The organism is Thiocystis violascens DSM 198, from assembly GCF_000227745.2.
Taxonomy (GTDB): domain Bacteria; phylum Pseudomonadota; class Gammaproteobacteria; order Chromatiales; family Chromatiaceae; genus Chromatium; species Chromatium violascens.
In genome coordinates this window covers 313,664-332,717 of the sequence record NC_018012.1, presented here as the reverse complement: position 1 = coordinate 332,717, position 19,054 = coordinate 313,664, and the positions used below count along the sequence as shown (strand labels likewise).

The following is a 19,054-nucleotide window of genomic DNA, read 5'->3' as shown; positions in this document are numbered from 1 at the left end:
GTGTCATCCCTCCTCTAAAAAAATTCGGCTGGAACAGAACGCTGCTGGGTCTGCAGGGCACGCTGCAAATAGGCACGCTCCTGCGCCGCGATCTGTTCCGCGTTGCGTCTGGGGATCCGGCGAAGATAGACCGAGAAATCGGCGCCATGAAAGTGGATCTGTCGTCCACTGTCGCCGCCGAGATCCTGAGCGATCAGCGGAATCCCGTCTTTTTCCAGAAAATTCCGCACGAACTGAACATTGGCCGTACCGATGATAAAGCGATCGGGAAGGTTCCTGACCGACGTGTTCAGCACATTCGCGCCGCCAAAGGCCTTGGCGCGCAGATGCTCGCGCCGGGCGCCCAGATTGAAGAGTCCATTGATCAGAAGCTCCATGGCCCAGAGACCATAGCGCCCGGCATCCGATGCGATCACCGGCTCGAGTCCAGAAGAATTACGCGTCGGCAGCAGAAAATGATTCATGCCCATCACCCGCGCCACCGGATCGAACAGACAGACCGAGACACAGGAGCCGAGAAGCGTCGACAACACCATCGGCTCACGGGTGACGTAATGATCGCCCGGATGGAGAAAATGCTTCTGGATCTGGTTGTCGGCGCTTGGCGGCATGGGGTCGGTGGAGCCTGGTGTTCCATGGTGTCCTGATCAGTCAAGCGGCTTGCGAAACACCGAAGGCCGGACCATTTCCAGTTTCGTCTTGAGCGAATGCAGCGACTCCACATGACTGATGAACAGATAGCCGCCGGGCTGGATCGCGCGAGTCAGGCCATCGATGACCTGCTGTTTGGTGGGGATGTCGAAATAGATTAACACGTTACGCAGAAACACCACATCGAAGAGAGCCCCGTCGGCGGGGGGACGCTTGAGATTGCGCTGTTCCAGTTGGACCCGCGCCTTCAGACGCGGATCGATCAGCAGATTGCCCGCCTGCGAACGCACACCCTTGAGACAATATTTACCCAACCAGTCGGTCGGCAACCGCTTGGCCCGCTCCAGCGGATACAGACCCTGACGGGCCGCTTCCACCATCCGCGAGCTGATATCCGATCCCAAAATCCGCCAGTCGCCCATCCCCAAGCCTTCCGCCAGCACCATGGCCAGGGTATAGACCTCCTCGCCCGAGGAACAGGCCGCGCTCCAGACCCGCATCGGACTGCCGCGATAGGCGGGCAGGATGTCTTTCAGCAGAAACTCGAAATGCGCCGGCTCGCGGTAGAAATAGGTCTCGTTGGTCGTCAGCAGATCGATCAGATGCTGACGCTCGCGGTCCTGACTCGGTTCGGAGACATACTCAAGATAGGCGTGGAAACTGCGCAGCCCCAGATGCCGCAGCCGACGCTGCAGACGCGAACTAACCATCTGACGTTTATGCGGCGTCAGACTGATCCCGGCCCGGTCATGGATGAAACGGCGAAAACGCTCGAAATCCTCCTCCGAGAGCGGGACGGCCTCGACGAGTGGTTCAGACTCCGTCTGGATCGGTTGCGGCTTAACGAGCGGGTCAGGTTTCCACATGGGTTGCGTCCGTGCGTCCAGCAAGATCGGATTTTCGATGAATTGGTGCTCGCCCACCCTGCCCGATGGCGGCGAGTTCCGCCACGTCGAGAATCAGCGCGATGTCCCCGGTGCCGAGAATGGTCGCGCCCGCCACCCCGCGCAGGCGCTCGAACAGCTTGCCGAGCGGCTTGATGACGGCCTGCAATTCGCCCAGCAGGGTGTCGACCACCAGCCCGACCTTGTGATGGCCGAAACGCACCACGACCAGGCTCTCGCGCTGACCCGCCGCGCGTTCTCCGGCGTTGCGGAAGAGGTCGGTGAGGCGAATGAAGGGCAGCACCTCGCCGCGCAGGTTGATGTAGTGTTCGCCATGACGCTTGAGCGTGTCGAGCGCGCTCAGCTCGACGCATTCGGCCACCTGCGCGAGCGGGATGACGTATTGGTCGCGCCCGGCGCCGACCAAGAAGCCTTCGATGATGGCGAGCGTGAGCGGCAGGACGATGGTGACCTTGGTGCCTTGGCCAAGCTGGCTGTCGAGATCGACGGTGCCGCGCAGGGCTTCGATGTTGCGCCGCACGACGTCCATGCCGACGCCGCGACCGGACAGGTTGGTGGCCTCTTCCTTGGTGGAGAGGCCGGGGGCGAAGATGAGGCGCAGGGTGTCTTCGTGGCTGAGGCTATCCTCGGGCTTGACCAGGCCCCGGGCCTCGGCCTTGGCACGAATGCGCGCGGTGTCGAGCCCGGCCCCGTCGTCCTGGATTTCGATGACGATGTGCCCGGAGTCGTGGTAGGCGTTGAGATGCACGGTGCCGGTGGCGGGTTTGCCCTGCGCGCGCCGGACCTCGGGCGACTCGATGCCGTGATCCAGCGCGTTGCGGATGAGGTGGGTGAGCGGGTCGGTGATCTTTTCGACCACGGTTTTGTCGAGTTCGGTCTCGCCGCCGGTGATGACCAGCTCGATGGCTTTGCCGAGTCTCTGGCTGGCGTCGCGCACCACGCGCCGGAAACGCGAGAGGCTGTCGCCGATCGGCACCATGCGCAGTTGCAGGGCGTTGTCGCGGATCTCGGAAACCAGGTAGTCGACGCCGTCGACCACTTCGGTCATGTCCTCGATGCCGGCGCGCTGGACCATGACCCGGATCGCCGCGCTGCTGGTCACCAGTTCGCCGACCAGGTCGATCAGGTGCCCGAGCCGCTGGGCGTCGACGCGGATCTGGCGCGTTTCTTCCGGGCGACGGCTGCGCGCGGCATCCTGGGTTTTGGCCGCCTGTCCGATTACCTCCGGCGTCGCCGACCCCTGCTCGATGAGGATCTCGCCGAGCCGTCGCGTGACCGGCGGACCATCCAACGTCGTCGCGATCCGACTGGCGTCTTCTTGCGTCTTCAGCGCGCGCGCCAGTTCCGCCGGGGTCAGGGCGCCGATGCCGACCAGCAGATCCCCGATGCAGCTCACCTGCTCGTCGGGCGGCAGCGACAGGAGATCGAGATAGCGGGTATAGGCCGATCTGGATTCCGGGAAGCGGATCTGGCCCTGCCCATCGGCAACCGTCGGGGTGTCGATAAGCGTTGTGGTCACATCTGGCGCGATGGTCAACCCGCCACTGACGCCAAACACCGCCCGGCGAGGCTGGCCGATACGCGCCAGCAGGGCATCGCTGGCGCGACGCAGATCCGCGTCCAGCGGGGTATCGCCCTCGCTGTCGGCCACGATGAAATCGATCAGGCGCGCCGTGTGGTCCCGGCACTCGAACAGGGTCGCGATCAAGGCTGGGGTCAAGGCCAGGCGGCCGGCGCGAACCTGCTCCATCAGCGTCTCGACCGCGTGGGCGAAGTCCACCACGGAGCGATACCCAAAGACGTCGACCGTGCTCTTGATGGTGTGCATGGTTCGGAACACCGCGTCCAGCGCTTCCGGACCCTGGGGGTTGTCCTCCAACGCGAGGAGCGCGTCCTCCATCGAGCGAAGCAGTTCCGTCACCTCCTCGATGAATGGCTGCAGGAAGAACAGCCGCGTCTGATCCGGATTCACGCCGAACCATCCGCCGCCGGATCGGCGGTATCGACAGCGAACATCGGTGCGCGCGGCGACAAACCGATCAGCTCCACGCTGGCAGCGCGTCGCGCTCCGGGCCATTGAAAAAACAGCAATTACGCCCTGCGTCCTTGGCTCGGTAGAGTGCTCGGTCAGCTAGGCCGAGCAGGTCGCTGGGAGACTGTTCCGGGCCCGGTATCATGGCGGTGACGCCAATGCTCACGGTCACCCGCGTGCCGACACGCGAGGCGGCATGCGGCAAATCGAGCCCCTCGATCAACAGACGCAGACGTTCGGCGATCGCGCAGGCCATGTCCCGATCAGTCTCGGGCAGCGGCAGGGCGAACTCCTCGCCGCCATAACGCGAGACGCAATCGCCCCGCAGGCGCAGTCCCTCCTGCAAGGCCTTGGCGACCAGGATCAGGCAGTCATCGCCCTTGAGATGGCCGAGACTATCGTTGTACGCCTTGAAATCATCGATATCGATCATGAGCAAGGCCAGGGAACTGCGATTTTTCTGCGCGGTGCTGAAGGCTACCGCCAGGTCATGGTCCAGCCGGCGGCGATTGCCCACCCCGGTCAGCGCGTCGCGATAGGTCGTCGCGATCAGTTGCGTGGATTGGGCGCGCAGTCGATGCTCCCGACGCACCGTCGCGGTCATATCCTGAATCTGAATCAAACAGGCGTATGGCTCATGACGCATGGGCGTGACATAGACGAGCGGCTGCATGCGCCGGGCGAGCCGGCGATCTCCGGGCTGATGATCGAGCGGCAGGATCGCGGCATTCAGTCCGGGCGCCAGCATCGACGACAGCCGAAACCGCAAGGCTTGCTCGATCGCGTCCTCAAGCCGGGTGTGTCGCACCTCGGGGAATAACTCGTCGAGACGCTTGGCCGACACCTCGCTCAAGGTCAAGCGGCTATGCCGGGCCATCCATTGATTCCAGGCAAGGATTCGCCCCCGATCATCGAGCAGGATCACGCCGGACTGCAAATGATCGAGCAATTGCGCGCCGAAATCGCTCTCCATCAGGCGAATCCGAACCGTGCCAGATAGGCGTCGACACAATCCAGCAAGGCCGTCAGGGAGCTGACGTTGAGCAAGAAGATCAGGTGTCCCTGGATGCGTTCCTGGCGCATGGTCAGATGAATCTGGAGCAGCAGGACGACCTGCTCCTCGTCATGACCGAAGATCGGCAGCGAATGGGTATCGCTGAAGTAATGCGTCGGCAGGCCGCCCTGGAACTCGACGCCGAACTCATCGGCCAGGGAGCTGATACAGGCGTTGAGAATGATATTGCCGATCTCGCACATCGCCTCCTGCTCGAACTCGGACAGTTCCTCCGGAGACATCCGCGGATCGAGCATGTGACTGACGATCGCCAGGGCGTTGCGTTCCGGAAACAGCAGAATCGCCTCGGCATCGAAGGGGCCGGCGAAGTCGATCGTCACCATACTCAATTGTCTGAACTCCGACCCGAGCAAGGTGGTGGCAACCTCCGCTGGACGGACCAGCAAGACCTCCGGCGTGGACAGTTCGACCTCGTCCTGGACGATGAGGCTCAAGCTGCTCGCGGCCCGCCCGACGCCCAGGTTGAACAACTCCTTCAGCGCGTCGTGCTGCATTTCGTTGAGTTGAAACACCGGGTTATTCCTCGAACAAGGCCACCATCCGCGCGACCGATGCGGGCGTGATCGGTTTGGCGACAAATTTGACGCCCGCTTTTTCGGCGGTCTTACGGACCGCATCCTGGATGTTGGCCGTGCAGAGCACAATACGAATTTCCGGGTAATGCAAACGGATCCGCCCCGCGACCTCCAGTCCGCTCATGCCGGGCATGTTGATGTCCATGCTGACGAGAGACGGCGGCTCCTGTTCGAGCATGGTCAGCGCCTCCGCGCCATTCGCCGCCTCGGCGAGTCGCCAGTCGGGGCGCAGATCCCGCACGATGTGAGCAATCATCATGCGCGCCATCTTGCTGTCATCGACAATCAGAAGGAGAGGACTAGCCATGGAGATTCGGTTTTACCTTAAGAACTTGAAGTCAGGACGCAACGGACGAGACGGCATGCGAGCACCGACAGTGACTGACACCCGCTGTTCAATGTTTCGTCCCACTGAGAAGCAGGCCGACAATACCGATCACAATCAACAGAATGCTGATGAACTTGAGTAACGTCGCCGGCTCGCGGAAATACAGGACGCCAATTGCGACAATCAGGGCGGTACCGACGCCGGACCACACGGCATAGGCGACGCCGACATCGATTTTCTTCAACGCGAGCGTCAGCGCCGCGAACGAGGCGGCATAAAAGACGAACAGAAAGATCGAGGGCACGAGTCTGGTGAACCCTCCAGACAGCTTCATCGCAGTCGTGCCCGCTACCTCTAGGACGATGGCACTCGCCAGAAAAAACCAGTGTTGCATGAATGCTCGTTCGTTGAGTTAGTCGGCAGGAGCAGGATCTGGAGCTGGCGATCGCCAACTCAACACGGCGAGCACAGCAACGCTCAACGCTTGTCTCCAAGCCGCTTGAATGCGTGAACAGACCATCCTGGTCTGTTCCGTCAGGTCTGCAAGCCCTGAAGACGCAAGTTGTTTCCCGGCACACGTCGGCGGCGCCTTACTCGCCAGCCGCCTCCGGTCCGCTCGCTTCCGCCTCCCCGCTCAATTGCCGCAGGGCCGCCAGCTCTTGCACCGACAGGACATGATCGACGCTCAGGATTATAATGAAGACATCGTCCACCCGTCCCATCGCCTCGATGAAGTCGGTACGGATCTCGGAGCCGAACTCGGGCGGCGGCTTCACGTCTTCCCGCGGGATGTCGAGGATATTTTTCACCTCGTCGACCAGCATCCCCAGCACATGCCCCTCGTCACCGACCTGAACCTCGACCAGCACGACGCAACTGCGCTTGGTCAGGGTCAGCGGGCCGCGCCCCAGGCGCGCGCCCAGATCGATGACCGGCACCACGCTTCCGCGCAGATTGATGACGCCGCGAATGTAGTCCGGCGTCATCGGTACCCGAGTGACCTGCGGGGTTTCGATGATCTCCTTGACCGCGTCGATGGACATCGCCAGGCGCTCATCGGACACCGAAAAGGTCAGGTACTGGGTCACCTCATCGGCGGCGTCGCCGCGGCTCGCGCCGGCCGTCTGTTTGCTCACCACGAGTTCTCCCATATCAGCCTCCGGTCAAAACCGCTCGAAGTCCTTGTGGGCGAAGTCCGCGTCGACCGAGATGTCGGCGAAATCCTCGTTCGCCCGACTGGTCTGCCGAGGCGCGCGCGTCTGAGCGCCGGGTCTTGACTTGGCGCGTCCGCTGGATGCGCCGGTGCGGAAGAAGGACATCGTCTCCTGCAACTGGCTGGCCTGGCCGCTGAGTTCCTCGGCGGTGGCGGCCAATTCCTCGGAGGAGGAGGCGTTCTGCTGGGTCGCCTTGTCGAGCTGGCTCATGGCCTCGCTGATCTGGCTGATGCCGGTGGCCTGTTCGCCCGATGCGGCGGTGATTTCCTCGACCAGATCGGCGGTCTTGACGATGTTGGGCACCATCTGTTCGAGCAGCTTGCCGGCCTCCTCGGCAATCGACACGCTGTTAGTCGCCAACTGGTTGATCTCCTGGGCTGTGACACCGCTGTTTTCGGCCAGCTTGCGGACCTCGGCGGCCACGACCGTGAAGCCCTTGCCATGCTCGCCCGCGCGCGCCGCCTCGATGGCGGCATTGAGGGCGAGCAGGTTGGTCTTGTAGGCGATGTCCTCGATCAGCCCGATCTTGCTGGCGATCTCCTTCATGGCGCTGACGGTGCGCTTGACCGCCTCGCCGCCGCGCCGCGCCTCTTCCGCCGAACTCTTGGCGATGCCGTTGGTGACCCGTGCGTTCTCGGTGTTCTGCTGCACCGAAGCGTTCAGTTGCTCGATGCTGGCGGTGGTCTCCTCGACACTGGCGGCCTGTTCGGTGGCGCCCTGACTCAAGGATTGCGCGGTCGAACTCACCTCGCTGGAGGCCGACGACAGGTTGTCGGCGCCGACCCGCACCTCGCCCACGATCTGACGCAGACGCTCGACCATGCCGTGCATGTCCTTGTAGACGCCACGCAGATTGGTCTGGTCGAACTCGATCGCCAGATCGCCGACCGCGACCTTGCGCGTCACCTCGGCGATAATCGCGGGATCCTTACCCAATTGGCCCATGACGGCACGAATGATCAGCCAGGCGATGCCGATCCCCAGCAGCAGGGCGATGGCGGACAGGACCGAGATCATCAAGATGGCCTGATCGTTGGCGGCCTGCACCTCGGGGCCGAGGATGTCCTGCTCGCCCTTGTAGGACAACTTGACCTCGTCGATATCGGCGGCGAACTTGGGTCCCAGGACATCGAGCGTCTCGGTCACGATTTGGTTACGTTCGTTGGTGATCTGTACCAGACGATCAAAGGCGGTCTTGTATTCGCTCTTGTAGCGCATCACTTCGTCGAGCCAGGCGCGACGCTGGGGATCCTGCAGGGTGGCACCCATCTCGCTCATCTGTTTGTCGAGTTCGACCCACTCCTGATTGACCCGATCGACATTGGCTTGGGCATTGTCGCTCATGAAGCCGCGTACATAGATACGCGCCAGCAAGAGATTGCGCATCCCGCGGGCCGACTTCAGGACCGCCTCGCTGTCACCAGACTGGTTTGCGCTCTCCAGGATCTTGTTCAGCCGCTGTTCGATCTCGCGGCCGGTGACGGTCAGGATCTCGGTTTCGAGCCGGCCGCTTTCGCGCGTCGCGGCGACGACCTGCTCGAACGCCTTAGCATAGGCATCGATGTGCGTGCTTGAGGCATTGAGGATGGCCAACCGCTTGGGATCGCGGACAATCTCCGTGATCTCCTTGAGGATCGCGTTGGTCGCGTCCAGATAGGTCTGGAATTCCTTTACGGCTTTATCGCTGTGGGTCTGGAGAAAATCCTTGACCTGCAAGCGGCCCATCAGCAGGCTGGCCTGCATCTCGCCCATGCGGTTAGCCCTGACCGCCTTCTCGCGATAGGAAGCGAAGCCGGTGGAGGCGCTGTCGATCGTGAAGTAGGACAGGACGCCCACCACGACCAGCAGAGTCAGTACAGTGCCAAAACCGAGGATCAGTTTTTTGGCCATCGTCATGGAATGAAACATCAGGCGCTCCTATTGAATCCATTTAGTCAAACAAGATTAAATCTTTGGCGAACGTGGCGAGGTGGCGTGCCGGCCGACCTGCCCGATGGCGGCCAGTTCGGCGACATCCAGGATGAGCGCGATGTCCCCGGTGCCGAGAATGGTCGCGCCCGCCACCCCGCGCAGGCGCTCGAACAGCTTGCCGAGCGGCTTGATGACGGTCTGCAATTCGCCCAGCAGAGTATCCACCACCAGCCCCATCTTGTGATGGCCGAAACGCACCACGACCAGGCTCTCGCGCTGAACCGCGGCGCGCGCGTCGGCGTTCCGGAACAGATCGGTGAGCCGGATGAAGGGCAGCACCTCGCCGCGCAGATTGATGTAATGCTCGCCGTGGCGCTTGATGGTGTCGTTCGCGTTCATCTCGACACATTCGGCCACCTGCGACAGCGGGATCACATATTGATCCCGGCCCGCGCCGACCAGAAAGCCTTCGATGATGGCGAGCGTGAGCGGCAGGACGATGGTGACCTTGGTGCCCTGGCCCAGTTCGCTCTCCAGCTCGACCGAGCCGCGCAGCGCCTCGATGTTGCGCCGCACCACGTCCATGCCGACGCCGCGACCGGACAGGTTGGTGGCCTCTTCCTTGGTGGAGAGGCCGGGGGCGAAGATGAGACGCAGGGTTTCCTCGCGGCTGAGCAGATCCTCGGGCTTGACCAGGCCCCGCGCCTCGGCCTTGGCGCGGATGCGCGCGGGGTCGAGCCCGGCGCCGTCGTCCGCGATTTCGATGACGATGTGCCCGGAGTCGTGGTAGGCGTTGATATGAACGGTTCCGCTCGCCGGTTTGCCCTGACGTTGCCGGACGTCGGGGATTTCGATACCGTGATCGATGGCGTTACGGATCAGATGGGTGAGCGGATCGGTCATCTTCTCGACCACGGTCTTGTCGAGTTCGGTCTCGCCGCCGGTGATGACCAGTTCGATCTCCTTGCCGAGTTCCTGGCAGACATCCCGCACCACGCGGCGGAAGCGCGAGAGGCTGTCGCCGATCGGCACCATGCGCAGTTGCAGGGCGTTGTCGCGGATTTCGGAGACCAGATAGTCGACGCCGTCGACCACCTCGGTCATGTCCTCGATGCCGGCGCGCTGGACCATGACCCGGATCGCCGCGCTGCTGGTCACCAGTTCGCCGACCAGGTCGATCAGGTGCCCGAGCCGCTGGGCGTCGACGCGGATCTGGCGCGTTTCTTCCAGGCGACGGCTGCGCGCGGCATCCTGGGTTTTGGCCGCCTGCTCGATCACGCCCGGTTTGATCGACCCCTGTTCGACGAGAATCTCGCCAATACGCCGCTTGGTGGGCTTTTCATCCGGGGACGCTGGGGCTTGCGCGGTTTCCTCCTGGATCTTTAGCGCGCGCGCCAGCTCGCGCGGAGTCAGCGCGCCGATACTCACCAGGAGATCGCCAATGCAGCCGATCCGATCGTCGGGCAGCGCTTCCAGCAGTTCGAGATAACGGGCGCGGGCCGAGTCAGGCTCCAAAATGCGAATCTCGCAGTCCTCGTCGGCGAACTCGAAGACTCCGGCAATGGTGGGTTTATCGGCATCGCTGCGAAACGCGATGCCGAAACTCAGATAACAGCTTTCCGGATCAAAACCATCGCCATCGGTCGCGGCGACGGGAAACAGGGTCGCGACATGGACCAGTTCTCCCAACGAACCCAGATAACGCAGAAACGACAAGGGATCCATCCCGTCGCGAAACGCATTGCGCCCGAACTCCAGACTGAGCATCCAGAGGTCGCTCGCCACCGGGAGATATTTCGGATCTTCCTCGACGCGGGGAGGCACGGTCTCGGATGTCGGCTCCTGGGGTTGCCCGAGACGTGCCAGCAAGGCATCGCCGGCTCGCCGCAGATCCTCGTCCAGCGGCGCCTCTCCAGTGGCGTCGGCGGCGATAAAATCGAGCAGGCGGGCGGTATGGTCGCGGCACTCGAACAGCGTCTCGATGAGCGGCTTGGTCAGACTCATCCGACCGGAGCGCACCTGATCCATCAAGGTTTCGACAATGTGGGTGAAATCCACCACGGGCGTATACCCGAAGACCCCGCCCGTGCCCTTGATGGTATGCATGGCGCGGAAGACCTCGTCCAGGGATTCCGGATCCTGAGGATTTTCCTCCAGCGCGAGGAGCGCGTCCTCCATGGATTGAAGCAGTTCGGTGACTTCTTCGAGAAAGGCCTGTCTTGCGCTATCGAGATTCATGCCGGATCTTCCACCGCCCTCGTGGCGGAACCGTCGTCGAAAACCGGTTCAAGCTGCAATATCGCGAGCACCTCGGCGACCGCGTCGCTACGGGCCGCCAGATGGAAACGAGCGCCCTGTTCTGCCGCCGTCCGGCGGGTCCACAGCAGCAATTGCAGCCCCGCGCTGTCGATCTCCGTCACCCCCGCGAGATCCAGTTCGCAGGAGTCATGTTCCTTCAGATACGCCCGCAGCCTCGACAGGGTCTCTGTGACGGTATAGATCGTCAACTCGCCGCCCAGGGTCAGCACCGAATTCTGTGCCGATTTCTTTTTTCCAGCACTCATCGCGCGTGCCTCTCGGTTGATCGACTTGCGTTCGAGCTCAGGGGAGCACCAGTTTGGCGACGGCCTCCAGCAGCATCGGCGGCTGAAAAGGCTTGACCAGCCACGCCTTGGCACCCGCGTCGCGCGCGGCCTGTTTCTTTTCGGGCTGGCTCTCGGTGGTGAGCATCATGATCGGCGTGAACTTGTAATTCGGGAGCTTTTTCAGTTCCTGAACCAGGGTGATACCATCCATGTTCGGCATGTTGACATCGCTGACGATCAGATGGACTTTTTGCCCGGTCAGTTTCGCGAGCGCGTCCTTTCCATCGGCCGCTTCGATCACGTCATATCCCGCACCTTTGAGCGCAATACCGACGACATTGCGCAGGGACGCCGAATCGTCGACCACCATGATGGTTTTTGCCATACCCGACTCCATTCAATTCAAAAGAAGGTTAATTCGGAACCCTCTGCCCGCGTCTCGGACGCGCCGCCGCCTTGGTGCAGGTCGAGTTCCTCGACTGTGCTGTAGGAAGCAAGCATCTGGGCCAGAAGCCGGTCGAGCTCCAGTATATCCTGCTGTTGTTGCGTCATGTCGTGTTGGGAGCAAACCATGAGACGTTCGCTCAAATGTTCGAGCCCTTTGCAGACATGGGCCAGCACCTGGCTGGTGCGATCCTGGAATTGAAGGTCGACCAGCGAGGCCCCGATCTGTTCGCGGATAGCCCCGCCCAGTTGGCGCAGGCGGCCCGCGTCCGCGTTGAGCATTTCGGTGGTCTGACGCAAACGTGACAGCACCTCGCCCACCTTCTGCTCGGACGTCTTGACCAGACCATCCGCGCTCCGCATGGATTCCTGCACCAGCGACTGGGTTTGCGCGAGCGAGCGCGCCAATTCCTCGACCTTTTTGCTGATGCGGGCGCCGGTCTCCGCCGAGGTACCCGCCAGCTTGCGCACCTCATCGGCCACCACCGCGAACCCGCGTCCCTGCTCGCCGGCCCGCGCCGCCTCGATCGCGGCATTGAGCGCCAGCAGATTGATCTGCTCGGCGACCGCACGAACACTCTGCGCCATGTTTTGCATCTCGCCGCCAAAACCGGCCAGGCGGTTGACCTGTTCCGACATGGCCAGCTCGCGATGCAGAATACTCTCGAAGTCGCTAATCACCTCGGTCAGAGTGGCCTGACTCTCCTGAAATTGACCGACGATGAGATGGTCCTGACCGCCGCCAGCCTGCGAGGCGGAGATCACCTGTTCCAGATCGAGCACGAGACCGCTGAAGGTTTGCGACAGATGGATGACGCTGTCCTCGGCGAGACGCCGGGAATGCTCGATATGTCGCACGAAGATCGGAAAGAGTTCGATGCCAAGACGTTCGAAGGCATTGGTCCAGACATCGATCTGACGCGTCTTTTCATCCAGATCGCGCCGCGCGTCTTGACGCGCGGCGGACAGGATCGCCGCGACATCTTTCCACTGAAGATATTCGACCAGCACCGCCAGCAGGATGAACAGAAGCGCAAGCGTCCAGGCGGTCAGGGACGCCGGATTCATGGCCACAAGCGCGAGACTCGCGGCCAGACTGAGCAGAATGACTTTCCAGGGCCGGGGAGGAACGGCATGAACTCGATCCGATTGTTCGCTTTTCGCCACCTTCGACCTCTTAAAGATGAGCGCGTGCGGATATCGGATTCCGTGACTCCGGCCAGGCGCCAGTACCCGGAAAACGAATCATGGAACGCCCTGTCGCACAACGCTGTCGCTGGGCGAACGATCCTACGCTGTATACAAGTTCACAGCAAGATAACCAGACCGTGTTAACCGATAAGGTTCGCCGGAGACTGCGAACCTGGCCACACAATCAACACGGCATCCCAGTCCAGAGGCGTATTAGGCCGATGGCTCCGCGACCGCCTTCAAAAACCGCTCCATGTCGCTCTGATACCTCGACTGCCGCTCGGGAGACGCCTCCTGGAAGCGACTGTCCTGCTCGACCAATCCACGCATGATCTGGCTGGCGGCCTCGCGCGCCTGACTCAGGAACTCCAGGGCGGGATTCTGGAAACTGTCGCTCATCTCGCGCATCAGATGCCCCAGACGGCGGCCGGACTGCGCCTGCTCCGGATTTTCCAACTGCTGGGTCTGTTGATACTGCTGGACGGCGCTGTATTGCTCGGTCCGGCTCATGCGCAGATTCATCGACGCCAGTTGCGAATCGTCGAAGGAGACATCCGACACCTGGGCGAAGGCCTTTTCCACGTCCCCCCGGAAAAAATCATTGGCCACCTTGCCGACATCCTCCACCAGTTTCTGAATCGCGTCGATCTCTTCGACGCTTAGATTCCCTTCAACCTTGAATTGATAGCCGCTGCTCTCGCTCTGGCTGACATCCATCAGCGACACCTGATTGCCCTGCTCGTCCATGACGGTGGCATTGCTCTGCTGGGCGGCAAAATCGCGGCTGAAACTGATCTTGACCGTGTCGCCGTCCTTGGTTTGCAAACTCAGCTCGAAATCCTCGGCACGCTGATAGCGCTGGGCGGAGGCGATTCCGAGCGTCGCCGTTCCGGTGACACCCTGCGACTGATTGGCCGGCGATAACTTTTCCAGGGCGGCAAAGGTGGCATCCTCGGTCGCCTTCACCTGCTCGCCGATGCCGCCGCCGAGCAGATCCAGATTCTTGAGGATCTCCTTCGCCTCCTTGAAGCCCTGTTCGAGGCCCTTCATGGCGCTGTCGTAGAGCGACTGCACCTCTTCCTCCGACTTTCCCTGGGCGCGGGCATTTTCCAGACCCAGCGCGACGAATTGGCCGATCCGGTCGGCAATCTTGTCGGGGGTGTATTCGCTGGCGTCCAGATTATTGAACTCGCTGGCCTCCATGCCGGGAATCTCGCGCGCCAGCGCACTGAGCGCGCCAGAATCCTGAAGGCTGGACAGCGCTTTTGCGGGTTCGTTTAAGGTTTTGAGTCCCTGACCCGCGCCCTGGCTCGCGGTTGTCAGGGAACGGAAATTCGCTTGGGATGCGGAATAGGAATGGATGTTGATCACGGCGTGCTCCGAAAACGATGGACTCGGTTCAACTATCGGCGGACACACCTGTTTCTTTAGGTCTGATCGCGCTCCAGGGAGACCATACGATTATCGTCGTCCACGGTCAGCCGGAACCTGCCCCGCACGCCATCGGCCGCGACAAAGCGACGCAGATTCGATGCCGGCAAGGACAGACTCCGCCCATCCTGGGCACGGACGACCACCCTGGCCGCAGCGCCCCGGTAATAACGCAGATACTCGGATGCCGTGATCTCAAGGCTGAAATAGAATCGCTGCATGATTCTGGCCAGGGTGGTGAGCTTCGATCACGACGGCGGAATCGCGCGCCCGCTCACCGGATTCAGTCGGGATCGATCAAAAATTCGACCGCGATGAGATAGCTCGCCTCGCCTTGCGTCACCCTGACCACGCGCCCGACCCGTTTGAGAGGTTCGATGCGTTTGCTCGTGCCTTGCACCGTGAACTCGATTTCCTCGCCCTGCTCCATGGGTGTCTCGGCGAAAAACGCACACCCTGAAGCGCTCAGATTGACCAGCCTGGTCAACAGCGTCAGACCCGTTGCCAGACGGGTGACGCTCGCATCGGCCTCGGTCGCCAGACGCATGAAATCCCGCCGTTCTTCATCTCGTAACTTCATTATTTGCCTTCCCCCTGAGCTAGCACATGATCGATCAGGCCACTACCTCGCACTTGAACCCATTTTGCCACACCATGACCCTGCACCGTGATCGCAAGATGCAGCGAGTGCCTGGAACAATTTTCCTCCGTTCAATAATTGGTTTACCACTCTCTCTTGCAAGACTAAAATCGCGAGTTTGTCTAAATCCGACCGCGCGAGCGCGGGAGTCCCATTGGCCGCGGTAACCGACCTCCGATTTCAGATCGCGCCTGGCGGCGCCTTGACCGGGCGCCTGCGGGTGCCCGGCGACAAGTCGATCTCCCACCGCTCCATCATGCTGGCGGCCCTCGCCGAGGGAGAAACGCACATCGGCGGCTTCCTCGAAGGCGCGGATTCGCTGGCAACCCTGGCAGCCTTCCACCGGATGGGCGTCGCGATCGACGGCCCCGACGCGGGTCGGGTACGCGTACGCGGCGTCGGCATGCGCGGACTGAGCGCACCCGATGGCGCGCTCGACCTGGGCAACTCGGGCACCTCCATGCGACTGCTGGCCGGCTTGCTGGCCGGTCAATCCTTCCCGGTCACGCTCGTCGGCGACGACTCGCTGTCGCGCCGCCCGATGCGCCGCGTGACCGATCCATTGGCGATGATGGGCGCGCGCATCGACTCCAGCGAAACGGGCACCGCGCCACTGCGCATCGAGCCCGTCCCCCATCTGTCGGGCCTCGACTACGCAATGCCGGTGGCCAGCGCCCAGGTGAAATCGAGCGTTCTGCTCGCCGGTCTCTATGCCGCGGGCGAGACCTGCGTGACCGAACCGGCGCGCACCCGCGACCACACCGAACGCATGCTGACCGCCTTCGGGTATTCGGTTCGCCGTCAGGGTTGCAAGGTGTGCCTGACGGGCGGCGGCCGGCTCAGCGGCTGTCGGCTGGCGATTCCGGGCGACATCTCCTCGGCGGCGTTTTTTCTCGTCGGCGCCAGCATCGCGCCGGGGTCCGATCTGCTGCTCGAAGCGGTCGGCATCAACCCCACCCGTGTCGGCGTCATCAATATTCTGCGCGCCATGGGCGCCGACATCGAACTGATCGACCGACGCACCGCGGGCGGCGAACCGCTGGCCGATATCCGGGTCTGCTGCGCTCGACTCAAAGGCATCCGCATCCCGGTGGATCAGGTGCCGCTGGCCATCGACGAATTTCCCGCCATCTTCATCGCCGCCGCCTGCGCCGAGGGCGAAACCGTCCTGACCGGCGCCGAGGAACTGCGAGTAAAGGAAAGCGACCGGATTCAGGTCATGGCGGATGGGCTGAACCAACTCGGCATCCTCGCCGAACCGCTCCCGGACGGCATCCGCATCGTCGGCGGCCAATTGGGCTCCACCATGACCACGGGCGACATCGACGCGCATGGCGACCACCGCATCGCCATGTCCTTCGCGATGGCCGGACTGCGGGCGAGCGGCCCCATCAAGATTCGCGACTGCGCCAATGTGGAGACCTCCTTCCCTGGCTTCGCGGATCTGGCGGCCGGCTGCGGTCTCGGGATCGAGGAGGTCCGGGCATGATTCCGGTCATCACGATCGACGGCCCCTCCGGCACGGGCAAGGGAACGATCGCCGCCCGGCTCGCCGAGCGGCTTGGCTGGCATACCCTGGACAGCGGCGCTCTTTATCGGGTGCTGGGGCTCGCCGCCGAGCGCCGCGGACTGGCACTCGATGACCCGGACGCCCTGGCGACACTCGCGGCCAGCCTCCCGCTCGCCTTCGCCGACGATCGTTTGCTGCTGGACGGCGACGATGTGACCGAGACGATCCGTACCGAGCAAGCGGGCATGTCCGCCTCGCGCGTCGCGGTCCATCCGCCGGTGCGCGCAGCCCTGATGGATTGGCAGCGCCAGCGCGCCCAGCCCCCCGGCCTGGTCGCCGACGGACGCGATATGGGCACGGTGGTGTTCCCGCGCGCACCCTTGAAAATCTTCCTCGACGCCAGCCCCGAGGTGCGTGCGAATCGTCGGTATAAACAGTTGATAGAAAAGGGGTTGGATGCTAATCTTTCACGTCTGATTGAGGACATTCGCGAGCGGGATACCGCTGACCGCGCCCGTTTGGCCGCGCCGCTGTGCGCCGCCGAGGATGCGGTCATGGTGGATTCAACTGCTCTGTCCATTAATGAAGTGCTCGATCGGGTTCTGGAAGAGGTGAGGCGCGTCTTCCCGGAACTGGTCTTTTGATCTTGAGGGGGCAACGCCGCGCCCGTGATCGAGTTAACTCGATCACGGACCGGACAAGCCCAGACAACGGGGTCGGCGCCGATTGCGCCGGCCTTTTCATTTCAACCATACCCCTCGCTCCGGATGGGGCGGGCTAGCGCGCCGTATTTCAGGATAATTGGATCTCATGACCGAAAGCTTTGCCGAACTTTTTGAACAGAGTCTGAATACCACCCAGCTCCAGCCTGGCTCCATCCTCATGGGCACGGTCGTCGAGATCACGGCGGACAATGTCGTGATCAACGCCGGACTCAAGTCCGAGGGCGTGGTTCCGCGCAGCCAGTTCATCAGCCCCGAGGGCCTCCTGGAAGTCGCCGTCGGCGATCAGGTGGAAGTGGCGCTCGACGCCGTCGAGGACGGCTTTGGCATTACCCGTCTCTCGCGCGAGAAGGCGAAGCGCTTCGCGTCGTGGGATTTCCTGGAAAAGGCGTTCGAGAACGCCGACACCGTCAAGGGCATGATCAACGGCAAGGTCAAGGGCGGATTCACCGTCGACCTGGGCGCGGTTCGGGCCTTCTTGCCGGGTTCGCTGGTCGATGTCCGCCCGGTGCGCGACACCGCCTATCTCGAAGGCAAGGAGCAGGAATTCAAGGTCATCAAGCTTGACCGCAAGCGCAACAACGTGGTGGTCTCGCGTCGTGCCGTGGTTGAGGAAGAGTACAGCGCCGAGCGCGATACCCTGCTCAAGAATCTGGAAGAAGGCATGGAGGTCAAGGGTATCGTCAAGAACCTGACCGACTATGGCGCCTTCCTGGACATGGGCGGCATCGACGGCCTGCTGCACATCACCGACATGGCTTGGCGTCGCGTCAAGCATCCGTCCGAAGTGGTCGAGATCGGCGACGAGGTCACCGTCAAGGTGCTCAAGTTCGACCGCGAGCGTCAGCGCGTGTCGCTCGGACTCAAGCAGATGGGCGAGGATCCCTGGGTCAACATCTCGCGCCGCTACCCGGAAAGCACCCGTGTCTTCGGCAAGGTCACCAACATTGCCGACTACGGCTGCTTCGTCGAGATCGAGGAAGGCGTCGAGGGTCTGGTCCACGTCTCCGAAATGGATTGGACCAACAAGAACATCCACCCGAGCAAGATCGTGTCGCTGGGCGACGAGGTCGAAGTCATGGTGCTGGATATCGACGAGGAGCGTCGCCGCATCTCGCTCGGCATCAAGCAGTGCGCCATGAATCCCTGGGACGAGTTCGCGGTCACCCACAAGAAGGGCGACCATGTCTCCGGCAAGATCAAGTCGATCACCGACTTCGGCATCTTCATCGGGCTGGACGGCGGCATCGACGGCCTGGTTCATCTCTCCGACATCTCCTGGGACGAGGCCGGCGAGCAGGCACTGCGTCGCTACAAGAAGGGCGACGAGCTGGAAACCGTCGTGCTGTCGGTCGATCCCGAGCGCGAGCGCATCTCGCTCGGCGTCAAGCAGCTCGACAAGGATCCCTTCTCCAGCTTCGTGGCCCTGCATGAAAAGGGCTGTGTCGTCACGGGCGTGGTGTCCGAAGTCGATCCCAAGGGCGCGACCATTACCCTGGCCGATGGCGTCGAGGGCTACCTGCGCGCCTCCGAGATCAATCGCGACCGTATCGAGGATGCCCGCGCGGTGCTGAAGGTCGGCGAGGAGATCGAGGCCAAGTTCCTCGGGGTCGACCGCAAGAACCGCACCCTCTCGCTCTCCATGAAGGCGAAGGACATGGAAGAAGAGCAGTCGGCGATCAAGGGCTACTCGCGCGACGCCTCCAGCGGCACCAGCCTGGGCGACATTCTCAAGGAACAGATGGAAGAGGCGCAGCGCGGGAACTAAATCCCTGGGTTTCGCCGTTGCCATTTGGATGCGGGATCCAACGCTGGATCCCGCGGGCTTTTTCCAGGAGTC

19 protein-coding genes are annotated in these 19,054 nt (G+C 62.5%); 3 read left to right on the top strand and 16 right to left on the bottom strand.

The features are described 5' to 3' along the window. Positions 1-14: 14 nt before the first annotated feature. The 16 genes from THIVI_RS01535 to THIVI_RS01460 all read right to left on the bottom strand — a co-directional run bounded on the left by THIVI_RS01535 (position 15) and on the right by THIVI_RS01460 (position 14,922). Positions 15-611 (bottom strand): chemotaxis protein CheD, encoded by a 597-nt coding sequence (locus THIVI_RS01535; protein WP_014776892.1) that lies wholly within the window; start codon positions 609-611, stop codon positions 15-17. Positions 612-647: 36 nt separating this feature from the next. After that, on the bottom strand, positions 648-1,517 hold the full coding sequence (locus THIVI_RS01530) for a CheR family methyltransferase (RefSeq protein WP_014776891.1): 870 nt from the start codon (positions 1,515-1,517) through the stop codon (positions 648-650). Beyond that, on the bottom strand, positions 1,504-3,528 hold the full coding sequence (locus THIVI_RS01525; protein ID WP_014776890.1) for a chemotaxis protein CheA: 2,025 nt from the start codon (positions 3,526-3,528) through the stop codon (positions 1,504-1,506). Before THIVI_RS01525 ends, THIVI_RS01530 begins: the two co-directional genes overlap by 14 nt. Positions 3,529-3,595: 67 nt before the next feature. Continuing rightward, positions 3,596-4,561 (bottom strand): diguanylate cyclase domain-containing protein, encoded by a 966-nt coding sequence (locus THIVI_RS01520; RefSeq protein ID WP_014776889.1) that lies wholly within the window; start codon positions 4,559-4,561, stop codon positions 3,596-3,598. Further along, complete coding sequence (locus THIVI_RS01515) at positions 4,561-5,175, bottom strand: chemotaxis protein CheX (protein WP_014776888.1); 615 nt, start codon at positions 5,173-5,175, stop codon at positions 4,561-4,563. Before THIVI_RS01515 ends, THIVI_RS01520 begins: the two co-directional genes overlap by 1 nt. A gap of 4 nt (positions 5,176-5,179) precedes the next feature. Then, positions 5,180-5,545: a response regulator transcription factor gene (locus THIVI_RS01510; protein ID WP_014776887.1), complete on the bottom strand. Its 366-nt coding sequence runs from the start codon at positions 5,543-5,545 to the stop codon at positions 5,180-5,182. An 88-nt stretch (positions 5,546-5,633) separates the two neighbouring features. Further along, on the bottom strand, positions 5,634-5,960 hold the full coding sequence (locus THIVI_RS01505; RefSeq protein WP_014776886.1) for a DMT family transporter: 327 nt from the start codon (positions 5,958-5,960) through the stop codon (positions 5,634-5,636). Between the two features lie 196 nt (positions 5,961-6,156). Next, a complete protein-coding gene (locus THIVI_RS01500) occupies positions 6,157-6,702 on the bottom strand; it encodes a chemotaxis protein CheW (RefSeq protein WP_245537346.1) in 546 nt (181 codons plus the stop codon). A gap of 27 nt (positions 6,703-6,729) precedes the next feature. Then, a complete protein-coding gene (locus THIVI_RS01495; RefSeq protein WP_014776884.1) occupies positions 6,730-8,688 on the bottom strand; it encodes a methyl-accepting chemotaxis protein in 1,959 nt (652 codons plus the stop codon). Positions 8,689-8,724: 36 nt separating this feature from the next. Beyond that, on the bottom strand, positions 8,725-10,929 hold the full coding sequence (locus THIVI_RS01490) for a chemotaxis protein CheA (RefSeq protein WP_014776883.1): 2,205 nt from the start codon (positions 10,927-10,929) through the stop codon (positions 8,725-8,727). Beyond that, on the bottom strand, positions 10,926-11,255 hold the full coding sequence (locus THIVI_RS01485) for an STAS domain-containing protein (RefSeq protein ID WP_014776882.1): 330 nt from the start codon (positions 11,253-11,255) through the stop codon (positions 10,926-10,928). The genes THIVI_RS01490 and THIVI_RS01485 overlap by 4 nt, the downstream gene beginning before the upstream one ends. 37 nt (positions 11,256-11,292) lie before the next feature. Next, the gene (locus THIVI_RS01480) at positions 11,293-11,661 is read right to left on the bottom strand and encodes a response regulator (protein WP_014776881.1); all 369 of its coding nucleotides are present in this window, start codon (positions 11,659-11,661) and stop codon (positions 11,293-11,295) included. Positions 11,662-11,678: 17 nt separating this feature from the next. Further along, positions 11,679-12,887 (bottom strand): methyl-accepting chemotaxis protein, encoded by a 1,209-nt coding sequence (locus tag THIVI_RS01475; RefSeq protein WP_014776880.1) that lies wholly within the window; start codon positions 12,885-12,887, stop codon positions 11,679-11,681. Positions 12,888-13,124: 237 nt separating this feature from the next. Further along, the gene (locus THIVI_RS01470; RefSeq protein ID WP_014776879.1) at positions 13,125-14,282 is read right to left on the bottom strand and encodes a DUF5610 domain-containing protein; all 1,158 of its coding nucleotides are present in this window, start codon (positions 14,280-14,282) and stop codon (positions 13,125-13,127) included. A gap of 56 nt (positions 14,283-14,338) precedes the next feature. Next, complete coding sequence (locus THIVI_RS01465; protein WP_014776878.1) at positions 14,339-14,563, bottom strand: DUF2835 domain-containing protein; 225 nt, start codon at positions 14,561-14,563, stop codon at positions 14,339-14,341. A 62-nt stretch (positions 14,564-14,625) separates the two neighbouring features. After that, entirely contained in the window at positions 14,626-14,922 is a 297-nt protein-coding gene (locus THIVI_RS01460) for a PilZ domain-containing protein (RefSeq protein ID WP_014776877.1), read from the bottom strand. Between the two features lie 214 nt (positions 14,923-15,136). Between THIVI_RS01460 and aroA the strand changes: the two genes are divergently transcribed. The 3 genes from aroA to rpsA all read left to right on the top strand — a co-directional run bounded on the left by aroA (position 15,137) and on the right by rpsA (position 18,982). Next, complete coding sequence (gene aroA / locus THIVI_RS01455; RefSeq protein ID WP_014776876.1) at positions 15,137-16,471, top strand: 3-phosphoshikimate 1-carboxyvinyltransferase; 1,335 nt, start codon at positions 15,137-15,139, stop codon at positions 16,469-16,471. Further along, positions 16,468-17,136 carry a (d)CMP kinase gene (gene cmk / locus THIVI_RS01450; RefSeq protein WP_014776875.1) on the top strand — a complete coding sequence of 223 codons (669 nt, stop codon included), beginning with the start codon at positions 16,468-16,470 and terminating at the stop codon, positions 17,134-17,136. Before aroA ends, cmk begins: the two co-directional genes overlap by 4 nt. A gap of 166 nt (positions 17,137-17,302) precedes the next feature. Beyond that, positions 17,303-18,982, top strand: coding sequence for a 30S ribosomal protein S1 (gene rpsA / locus THIVI_RS01445; RefSeq protein WP_014776874.1), 1,680 nt, complete (start codon positions 17,303-17,305; stop codon positions 18,980-18,982). Positions 18,983-19,054 lie beyond the last annotated feature (72 nt).